Raw genomic sequence first — 8669 nt, forward strand, 5'->3', positions numbered from 1 at the left:
AAGCTTCATGAAAACGCTCAAGGCTGAACAGATCAACGGCAAGGCCTTTGCCGACCTGAGCGACGCCCGCCGCCACATCAACAGCTTCATCGCGGAGGTCTACAACAAAGAGCGCCTGCACTCGGCGCTCGGATACCAGTCGCCCCTTGAGTTCGAAACCGCGTTCGCGCAAAACAACGCGCGGTAACGCATCGTGACAACCCCACTGTCACTGTAATTATCGTGTCTCACTTCAGGGGTGCAGTCCAGCACACCAAACTCGGACTGTCCAGCGGACAACGTCGGGCAAAAAAGTCCGAACTAGCGTCGACCGCGCAATTCGCGCGCCTTAGAGGCCCGGCCAGAACCCTGCCTCTCGGACCTCCTGCAATATGCTCCTGTTTTGCCCGACGGATCAAATGATGGGAGACGTCACTAAAATTGGCCGCAACGATCGCGGCCTATTCTCGTCGGCCGGCGTGCGTGCGCCGGACGGGCGAGACAAACCACGATCCCTTGGCTCTTTTTTGCTTTTGAAGTCTTGCCCGGCGCTCCACCCGATTCCGCCCCACGTAAGTCATTGATCTTGCATATGCCGTCTACTGTGCATGGGGTTGTTTTCGCGCTTTCGTTGTTCCATGGCAAAACATGAAGCGCTCTATCGTCGCGGCATTCGGCTGGTCACGCCAGATCGAGTCGTCCCTCCACCAAGCGAGACCAACATGCACTCTACCGCCACCGGCTGGGGCCACGGTCTCCTCGGCGTCATCATCTTCAGCGCCTCGCTGCCAGCGACGCGGGTGGCCGTCGGCGGCTTCTCGGCGCTGTTCCTGACGTCGGCGCGCGCCGTGATCGCGGCGTTGATCGGGGCGGCGGTGCTCGTCGTGCTCCGTCAAACCCGACCACAGCGGCAGGATCTCGCCTCGCTCACCATCGTCGCCATCGGCGTCGTGGTCGGCTTCCCCCTGCTGACGGCGCTCGCGCTCCAGCACATCACCTCGGCGCATTCGATCGTCTTCATCGGCCTGTTGCCGCTGTCGACCGCGATCTTCGGCGTGCTGCGCGGCGGCGAGCGGCCGCAGCCGCTGTTCTGGCTGTTCGCTGGTCTCGGCAGCGCCACGGTGGCCGGCTTTGCCCTCTCCGGCGACGGCTCGGCCTCGCTCACCGGCGATCTCCTGATGGTGGCCGCGATCGTGCTCTGCGGCCTCGGCTATGCCGAAGGCGCCGCGCTGTCGCGCCGCCTCGGCGGCTGGCAGGTGATCTCCTGGGCGCTGCTGCTCGCGCTGCCGTTGATGCTGGCGCTCGCGGTGCTGACGTGGCCGCCCGTCTGGAGCGGCATCAGTGTGCCCGCCTGGATCGGGCTCGCCTATGTCTCCGTCTTCAGCATGTTCGTCGGCTTCATCTTCTGGTACCGCGGGCTCGCAATCGGCGGCATCGCCCGCGTCGGCCAGTTGCAGCAGCTGCAGCCGTTCTTCGGGCTCGCGCTCGCAGGTCTTCTGCTGCACGAGCCGGTGGCCTGGAGCATGATCGCCGCGACCGCGCTCGTGGTCGCCTGCGTCTTCTTCGCGCGGCGGTTTGCCTGAAGCCTATCGCCTCACGCCTGCCCCATCACCGTCCGCGTCAGCGCGCTCCTTGCGAACTTCTTCAGCGGCATCGGCTTGCCGAACAGAAAGCCCTGCACGAGATCGAAGCCGAGCTCGTTCGCGGCGACGAGATCGGCGCGGCTCTCGACTCCTTGCGCCACCGCGTGCGCGCCAAAGCTCTGCGCCAGCTCGACGATGTGACGGCACACCGTGCGCTTGAGCCGGTCATTGCCACTGCCGGTGACGAACTGCCGGTCGGCGTTCAGCTTGACGAAGGGAATCTTGTCGAGGCCCATCAACGCCGGCCAGTCGGCGCCGAGATTGTCGACCGCCAAGCCGATATTGTGCAGACCCACCTCGCGCGCGACCTCGGTCAGGAGATCGAGCTCGCGGATCGCCTCTTCGCTCTCGATCTCGACCGTCAGTCCGCCGAAGGCCGGATGCGTCGGCACGCGGCGGCAGAGATCGCGTACCGCCTGCGGCTCCCTGAGATACGCGGCGGGAAGATTGATCGACAGATTGACCGGGCTTTGTTGCTCCAGCAGATAGTGCCAGTCCTGCACGGCGCGATCGATCACGAACTCCGAGAGCTCGCGCAAATGCGGATCGTGCGGCTCCGGGATGAAATAAGCCGGCGGCACCACGCCCCAGGTCGGATGCCGCATCCGCACCAGGGCCTCGGCGCCGCTGCGCACCAGCGTGCGCGCGTCGATCTTGGGCTGGTACCAGAGCTCGAGCCAGCCGGCGTGCAAGGCCTCGCCGACATGCACGGCCGGGCTCGGCGCCGGCTCCTCCGGCAGCAGCATCGCAACACGCTCGCGCAGCGTCTCCGCGGCAAAGGGCGTCGTGAGCGGCGGCAGCATCGCAAGGCCATATTCCTCACCGACCTGCCGCACGGCCTTGACGATGATCGACTCGCGAGCGCCGACCGCGAGGACCCTGCCGGCAAATGCCTCGCGCACCAATATTTCGAGGAATCGTCCCGGCTCGATGCCATCGGCGGCGACGCCGAGCAGGATCAGGTCCGGCAATTCGTTGGCGAGCACGGTCTGCAGCTCGTCAGCGTTGGCACATTCGCAGGTGACGAAGCCGAGATCCTCGAGCACCTCGCTGAGAAAGGCGCGCAAGTGACGCTTGCTATCGGCCACGCAGGCGCGCGGCGTCACCTTTCGCCGTCCGAAGGTCACAGGCCTCCGTGCGACGAGTTCAGTAATCCCATCGTTCATCGTACACCACTCCCGTTCCGTGACGGTTTCTTAAACGCGGAGCGTGGGTTCAAATAAGGAGAGCGTCACATCGCTCTTGAATAATTTGAGTAACGTTAAGCCCTGCAATTCGAGCTAATTTGTCGACAGAATCTTCGACAAGAATTCGCATACCCGAGCACCACACGCGCAGCACCGGTTATTGCAGATGAAATGTCGCCGCGCGCGATCGGCGCGCGACTTGGTGGTCGACGGCGTTGAAGGATGCACTCGCGCGGTTGCTCCGACGCCGCGATGACGCGGGTGCAACGTTAATCGGCGCTGGCTTTCACGTTGCGTCTTCCCGCGATGCGTGCGCCGTCGCCTTTCGCTCGTGACGGTTCTGCGACAACGGACCCGGGCCGGCGGCCGCAAATGTGAAGCACATCACACGTGCGTTGCCGCACCTGCGCTATTGCTCCGCGCAGCCGGTGGTGGGCTGTCGAGGACTACAGCTATGTCGATGCGGCGAATGATGTCTTGGTGGTTCAGATTCGTGCTGTCAGGGCGATTCATGGATCGCTTCCTGTGCTTGCCGCGTTAGCCGCGCTGCGCGCAACGTGTCGCTTCGCGGCCGAACCCCGATCTATGTTTGCCCGATCAGTTTGCGGAACGCCGCCGCACCGTCCTGCATTGCGTCGCGGCCCTTCCAGGCCAGATAGCTCAGCTTGCCGCCGATAGTGTCGTGGCTGCGCAGCCGCCGCGATCCGAGAATGTGGCCGACATTGGACGGGAAGCGGCTCACCTCGGCGGACACCAGCGCTGCGATCGCGTCCATCAATTGCTGGAGGCGGACGCCCCAGTCGCAATGTTCGATGCCGTCGATGCGGACCTTGAGCGCATACTCGATGTCGTAGATTTCGGCGAGCAGGTCGCGGGCGATCAGCACCCGGTTGTGCCGAAGTGCGATACGAAGCGCGAGGCGCTTGTCGTCGAGCCGGTCGAGGACCATGGGAACGACGCAGGCATAGGGCGTGGCGGCAACGTCTGCGGCGGCCTTGCTCGCAGCGGCCTTGGTGGCGAGCCGCACCAATTGCCAGGACGTCTTCAGGCGCCGCGCCACCAGCGCCAGCGCGAAGGGCAGCGCCTGGGGATGGGTCTTCTTGAAGGCGTCGAGCTGCGTGGTGATCTGGGCGACTTGGCCATCGTCGAACTTCGTGATCTTCTCCGGCAGCTTCTCGTTGAACTTCGGCAGCGCATTGCCGGCGCGCAACACATGAAGCATCTTCAAGACGTCGTCGAAGGCGGTGCGCGAGGCCGTGTATTGCGCAAGCTTGGCGCGCGCAGATTCGGCGCTCTCGGACGAGGCGAGGGTGCTCTCGAGGACCTTGACGACCTTGGTCTGGAAGGTCGACGCGATCTTCTGCACTTCTTTCGGGTTGTTGGCCGCGACCTGGTCGTTGATCGCCTTGATGTAGTCGCGCGCCATGGTCGGCAGCAGGTCGCGGCAGATCCATTCCCAGATCGGGGTGGGGGTGTTGCGCGAGATCCGTCCCGTGTTGGCATGCTCGGGCGCGCCGTCGACCAGCAGCAGCTCCAGCGGCGCGAAGAAATAGCGCGAAGGGTTGGTGGCGCGCGCCTGGGTCGATCCGTCCTTGTGAAACTCGGCGCGCAGGCGGGACTGGATGTCGGCCGAACCCGGCATGTCGATGCCGCACAGTTCGAGCCGCTCGAGCTCGCTGAGCAGACAGCTGCGCGACAGCGGCGTCAGCCTCTGCAGGAATTCCGACAGCCGATCGATCTCGTTCATGGCACGCAATCTTTCGCAGCGTGTCCCGCGGGCTTGCGGGCCCAATGCGTGGAGGCATTTGCGCGCTCTCAACCCTCCTAGAGAAGCAAGTCGCCGTTAATTAATCCGTAAAACCCGGGAAGGCGGGACGTCAGACGATGGCGGCGGCCAAGAAATTCCGCATGTTCGTCCAGGACTTTGGGGGAGAAACTCAACCCTTGCATAGTCGGGTGCGAGACCGCGCAAGCACAAATTGTGCCGAAGCCGTCATTTTTGCGCAAAATGGTCTAAATCACCGTAGTCTTACGGAGCAAAAAGTTAACCACAGACCGGCCCCGGTTCCGCTAAATGAGTGACATGGGGTCACAGAATGATACGGCCACCGATTCGCGGCCGTCGGAATGGCACGAAGACAGCGCTGCTTCAGCCGAAGAGCCCGATTTCGTCCGCCTGAGCGCTGTCCGTGCCAAGGCGGCCGACGAGATGGCCGCTGCCATCGCCCGCGAGCTCAACGGCCCCCTGACTGCGCTCCTGCTCTACATGGGCGAGATCAAGCATCACAGCGATCAGCTCGCGCCCGTTACGAGCGATCGTGCCTATTTGCAGCGGGTGGTGGAGAACGCGCTGGCACAGACCGAGCGTGTTTGCGGCCTGGTCAAGCAGCTTGCCGGCCCTCACAAGGGCGCCTTGCCGATTCCGTCCAGCACCGAGGAGGCAGAATCGAGGGCCGCCCACGTGCTGCAGCCGCGGCGCGTGCGCGCCGAACTCCTCGGCCCGTCCGGCCAGAAGCGGCTGACCAAGCGCGAGCGCGAGGTGTTGAGGCTGATCAGCGAAGGTTACTCGAACAAGCAGGGCGCGCTTCGCATGCAGATCAGTCCGCGCACCTTCGAGAGCCACCGCGCGGAGGCGATGCGCAAGCTCGGCGCCCGCAACACCGCGGACCTCGTCCGTGCCGCGCTGCTGCATTCGATCGACTAGATTAAGGCCGGCCTGTTGCGCCGCGCGCCAGGCGATGCGGATGAGCCCGAGACATCTCTCGAGAAGCTTGGAAACCCCTCGCGCTCAGAAATAATCTTCGGCGAACCGACGTCCGTGCGAGGCGGGACGCAGCGGCTTGATCTCTTTCTTCGGCGCATTCGGAATGATCGTGATGGTCCAGCGGGGAGGCATGCTCGATTCCTGCGCCAGCACCGAACGCACGAAGCCGGTCACGGTCGACTCGCCAGCCTTGACCGTCGCCATCCGGCCGTTGAACTGTGCGATGCGGAAGCGACGAACCTCCTTCTGGTCTGCGGTCTCGTAGGTGAACATGGAAAACCCTCCTGGTTTTCCGGCACTATCGCCACCTATGATTAGCCATCTCTAAAAATCCCAAACCGTAGAAGTACGGCGGGTTTCGCGCGGCCTTTGCTATACCCGTTCGTTCACCTCTCCCGCTTGCAGGAGAGGTCGCGCCGAAAGCGCGGGTGAGGGGTCTTCCTCTCGGGGATAGTCCCGTTGCGGAGACACCCTCTCCCCGCCCTCTCCCGCAAGCGGGAGAGGGAGTGCACCTCCGTTGTAGCAATCAAACCTAATCTCATCGTGCTTTAGACCTGCGGCTCCTGCGCGCGCGCGGCGGCATCGGCGGCATCCATCAGGTCCAGGAGAGCGCTGAATTCGGCCTCGTCGAGGCCCTCCGCGGTCTTCTCCAGCCGCAACGCCAGCGCTGCGAGCCTGACATAGCCGAATGTTCCGGCCGCGCTCTTCAGCGAATGCGCTTCGCGCGCGATCCTGGCGTGGTGCTGCGCAAGCGAGAGCGTGCGGAACAATTGCAGGCGCGCGCGGGTCTCGCTCCAGAACACGTCGCGCACTTCACAGGCGCCGTCCTCGCCGATCTCGCGCACCAGCGCTTCGTACGCGCGCGGCTCGCGCGCGGGTTCGGCATCGAGCGGCGCCTGCGCTGGCGCGACGGTTACGTCAAACATGGCCTTGTCTGCCTTGATCACGGTTCGTTGTCGCGCGGCACGTGCCGACGCGAGGCACGCCCGGTGTCTACGGCATTCGAATTTCAGTTCCGGTAGCAGGATGGCCGGTGTTTGCAGGCCGGCATTAGCCGGCGGTTTACCAAGCGACCGCGGCATTCAGCGCGGGCCGAGCAGCCGGTCGTACTGGGCTTTCACGGTGGCATAGCATTCGCACGCTGTCTGGCGCAGGCCGTCCAGATTGGTGATCTGGATGTGTCCGCGGCTGTAGTGGATGAAATTGGCCTGCTGCAAGGAGTTGGCGACCAGCGACACGCTGTTGCGCCGCGCCCCGATCATCTGCGCCATGGTCTCCTGGGTCAGCAGCAGCCGGGAGTCGCCCGACAGATCATGAGTGTGCAACAGGCACCGCGACAGCCGCGACTCCACCGGATGCGCGGCGTTGCAGCCCGCGGTCTGCTGCACCTGGGCGTAGACCGCCAGCCCATGGCGCGTGAGCAACGTGCGCATGGTGCTGCTCTGGTCGGCGGCGATCCGCAGCCGGTCCAGGTCCACCACAGAGGCGACGCCGGGAACCAGCACAATGGCGGTATTCAACGCGCACGCATCGCCCATGATCGAAAGCGTCCCGAGCAGGCTGTCACGGCCGATCATGGCGACTTGCACATGCTCGCCCTTGGCCAGCTCCACCACCAGCGAGATGACGCCGCGGTGGGGAAAATAGGCGCGCTTGAGCGTCTCGCCGGTCTCGACCAGCACGGCATCATGGGGCAGATCGACCGTTCGCAGGTGCGGGCGGATCAATTCATAATCGTCTGCCGACAGTGCAGACAGGAAACCGTTGGGTGGACGCACCGTCGTTTCCAAAGCCGCCTCCCCCGTTCTCTGCACTCCTCGAATCGCGGCGTGAAATCACGTCCTACGCGGGTAAGTTCCATCATGTTCGCGCCGGGATATATTGGCAATTGGGACAAGTTGTCCGTCCATGGCGATTGGTCCGCGACCTCGCGTGCACGTCGGCATACAGGGATTGCGCTGTGCTCCGGTCACGGCACGCTCCCATCAGGCACAAGTGGTGGGCCCTCACCGCCGAATAGCAGCCGCAGGGACGTGGTCACCAACGCCTGCAGATCGCCGATTTCGATCTGGCCCATCCTAATGGAAACTGATCCACCATGTGGAAAGTAGACATATCGCAGCGCAGCGCCGCTCCCTCCAGGACAGATTTCCTGACCATTTTGACCGTCGCGAGACGCGGACGCAGCAGATCGAAATCCGGAGCGTCGAGCAGCTGCAGCAGCTGATTGGGCGGGTGGCTGCTCGCGTTCATGCATATCAATCCAGCGGGTTCGATGGACGATCGGCTCGACGCCGTCCGTCATTCAGTTGCACGGCGAACAAATACTAATCTAAAGGTTGTGGCGCCGTCCATATACCCGTTGGAGGGCAGACACGGTGTCTCAGCACGCGCCGCTTTGGCCGCAGGGTAACCGTTCGTTTACCTCAAGCGCGGACCGCGCGGATCGCGGCAACACCGCAGAACGCGGATCGCGAGGGCGCCGCCGGCTGTGAGCGGCTCGGTCCAACGCCCTGCACGCCGTCTCTATCGTTCTTCACGAGCAGGACTTTCCCGCGCGCCTCGCCCCGCTGTTGCCCCGCTGTTATCGGCCCGTTTACCTCGCACGTCTTTCCTTTGCGGCGCGGAGCTGGTCTTGCCGAAAAGCGCTGCCGCATGCAGTCGAACCGCAAACTTCTCTTCAATATCCGTAGTAGCACGGAGGATGAAATTAACGGGACTGTGAAAGGGGATGTCTAACGATCCAGGATAGGGCGTCCGTCCGTGTCAGGGATGGCTCAGGCGTCGCGTCTAGGGTCCAGGTCAGTAAGGCGTAGCTCATGGATGATCTGTTGCGGGAGTTCTTGACGGAGACCAGCGAGAGCCTGGACACCGTGGACAATCAGCTGGTGAAGTTCGAGCAGGAGCCGAACAACGCCAAGATCCTGGATAACATCTTCCGCCTGGTCCACACCATCAAGGGCACCTGCGGCTTCCTCGGCCTGCCGCGGCTCGAAGCGCTGGCGCATGCCGGCGAGACCTTGATGGGCAAATTCCGTGACGGCATGCCGGTGACCGGGCAGGCGGTGACGGTGATCCTGTCCTCGATCGACCGCA

The 8669-nt window shown here is 63.7% G+C and carries 10 protein-coding genes; 4 read left to right on the top strand and 6 right to left on the bottom strand.

Annotated features, from left to right (window positions below):
• Both YU9_RS0137660 and YU9_RS0137665 read left to right on the top strand, forming a co-directional pair.
• Positions 1-187 (top strand): integrase core domain-containing protein (locus YU9_RS0137660; RefSeq protein WP_027577325.1); only part of this gene is annotated, 187 nt, incomplete at its 5' end.
• A gap of 514 nt (positions 188-701) precedes the next feature.
• Complete coding sequence (locus YU9_RS0137665; RefSeq protein ID WP_027577326.1) at positions 702-1562, top strand: DMT family transporter; 861 nt, start codon at positions 702-704, stop codon at positions 1560-1562.
• An 11-nt stretch (positions 1563-1573) separates the two neighbouring features.
• Here YU9_RS0137665 and YU9_RS0137670 read toward each other — a convergent pair whose 3' ends face one another.
• Together YU9_RS0137670 and YU9_RS0137675 are read right to left on the bottom strand one after the other, a co-directional pair.
• Positions 1574-2788: an EAL domain-containing protein gene (locus YU9_RS0137670; RefSeq protein WP_027577327.1), complete on the bottom strand. Its 1215-nt coding sequence runs from the start codon at positions 2786-2788 to the stop codon at positions 1574-1576.
• Positions 2789-3392: 604 nt separating this feature from the next.
• Positions 3393-4556 carry a hypothetical protein gene (locus tag YU9_RS0137675; protein ID WP_027577328.1) on the bottom strand — a complete coding sequence of 388 codons (1164 nt, stop codon included), beginning with the start codon at positions 4554-4556 and terminating at the stop codon, positions 3393-3395.
• 336 nt (positions 4557-4892) lie between these two features.
• Between YU9_RS0137675 and YU9_RS0137680 the strand changes: the two genes are divergently transcribed.
• Entirely contained in the window at positions 4893-5513 is a 621-nt protein-coding gene (locus YU9_RS0137680; protein WP_027577329.1) for a LuxR C-terminal-related transcriptional regulator, read from the top strand.
• 84 nt (positions 5514-5597) lie between these two features.
• Here YU9_RS0137680 and YU9_RS0137685 read toward each other — a convergent pair whose 3' ends face one another.
• The 4 genes from YU9_RS0137685 to YU9_RS0137700 form a co-directional block, all read right to left on the bottom strand.
• On the bottom strand, positions 5598-5846 hold the full coding sequence (locus YU9_RS0137685) for a hypothetical protein (protein ID WP_027577330.1): 249 nt from the start codon (positions 5844-5846) through the stop codon (positions 5598-5600).
• A 275-nt stretch (positions 5847-6121) separates the two neighbouring features.
• Positions 6122-6499: an Hpt domain-containing protein gene (locus tag YU9_RS0137690; RefSeq protein WP_027577331.1), complete on the bottom strand. Its 378-nt coding sequence runs from the start codon at positions 6497-6499 to the stop codon at positions 6122-6124.
• A 156-nt stretch (positions 6500-6655) separates the two neighbouring features.
• Entirely contained in the window at positions 6656-7363 is a 708-nt protein-coding gene (locus tag YU9_RS0137695) for a Crp/Fnr family transcriptional regulator (RefSeq protein WP_027577332.1), read from the bottom strand.
• 247 nt (positions 7364-7610) lie between these two features.
• Positions 7611-7826 carry a hypothetical protein gene (locus YU9_RS0137700; RefSeq protein ID WP_027577333.1) on the bottom strand — a complete coding sequence of 72 codons (216 nt, stop codon included), beginning with the start codon at positions 7824-7826 and terminating at the stop codon, positions 7611-7613.
• A gap of 566 nt (positions 7827-8392) precedes the next feature.
• Here YU9_RS0137700 and YU9_RS0137705 point away from each other — a divergent pair.
• Positions 8393-8669 (top strand): Hpt domain-containing protein (locus YU9_RS0137705; protein ID WP_027576162.1); only part of this gene is annotated, 277 nt, incomplete at its 3' end.

Origin of the sequence: Bradyrhizobium sp. WSM1743 (genome assembly GCF_000473065.1) — a bacterium.
Classification (GTDB): domain Bacteria; phylum Pseudomonadota; class Alphaproteobacteria; order Rhizobiales; family Xanthobacteraceae; genus Bradyrhizobium.

What these genes read in the sequence shown, in the direction of transcription:
- YU9_RS0137665 (WP_027577326.1), top strand. Translation starts at nt 702, where the DNA reads ATGCACTCTACCGCCACCGGCTGGGGCCACGGTCTCCTCGGCGTCATC.
- YU9_RS0137670 (WP_027577327.1), bottom strand. Translation starts at nt 2,788, where the DNA reads ATGAACGATGGGATTACTGAACTCGTCGCACGGAGGCCTGTGACCTTC.
- YU9_RS0137675 (WP_027577328.1), bottom strand. Translation starts at nt 4,556, where the DNA reads ATGAACGAGATCGATCGGCTGTCGGAATTCCTGCAGAGGCTGACGCCG.
- YU9_RS0137680 (WP_027577329.1), top strand. Translation starts at nt 4,893, where the DNA reads ATGGGGTCACAGAATGATACGGCCACCGATTCGCGGCCGTCGGAATGG.
- YU9_RS0137685 (WP_027577330.1), bottom strand. Translation starts at nt 5,846, where the DNA reads ATGTTCACCTACGAGACCGCAGACCAGAAGGAGGTTCGTCGCTTCCGC.
- YU9_RS0137690 (WP_027577331.1), bottom strand. Translation starts at nt 6,499, where the DNA reads ATGTTTGACGTAACCGTCGCGCCAGCGCAGGCGCCGCTCGATGCCGAA.
- YU9_RS0137700 (WP_027577333.1), bottom strand. Translation starts at nt 7,826, where the DNA reads ATGAACGCGAGCAGCCACCCGCCCAATCAGCTGCTGCAGCTGCTCGAC.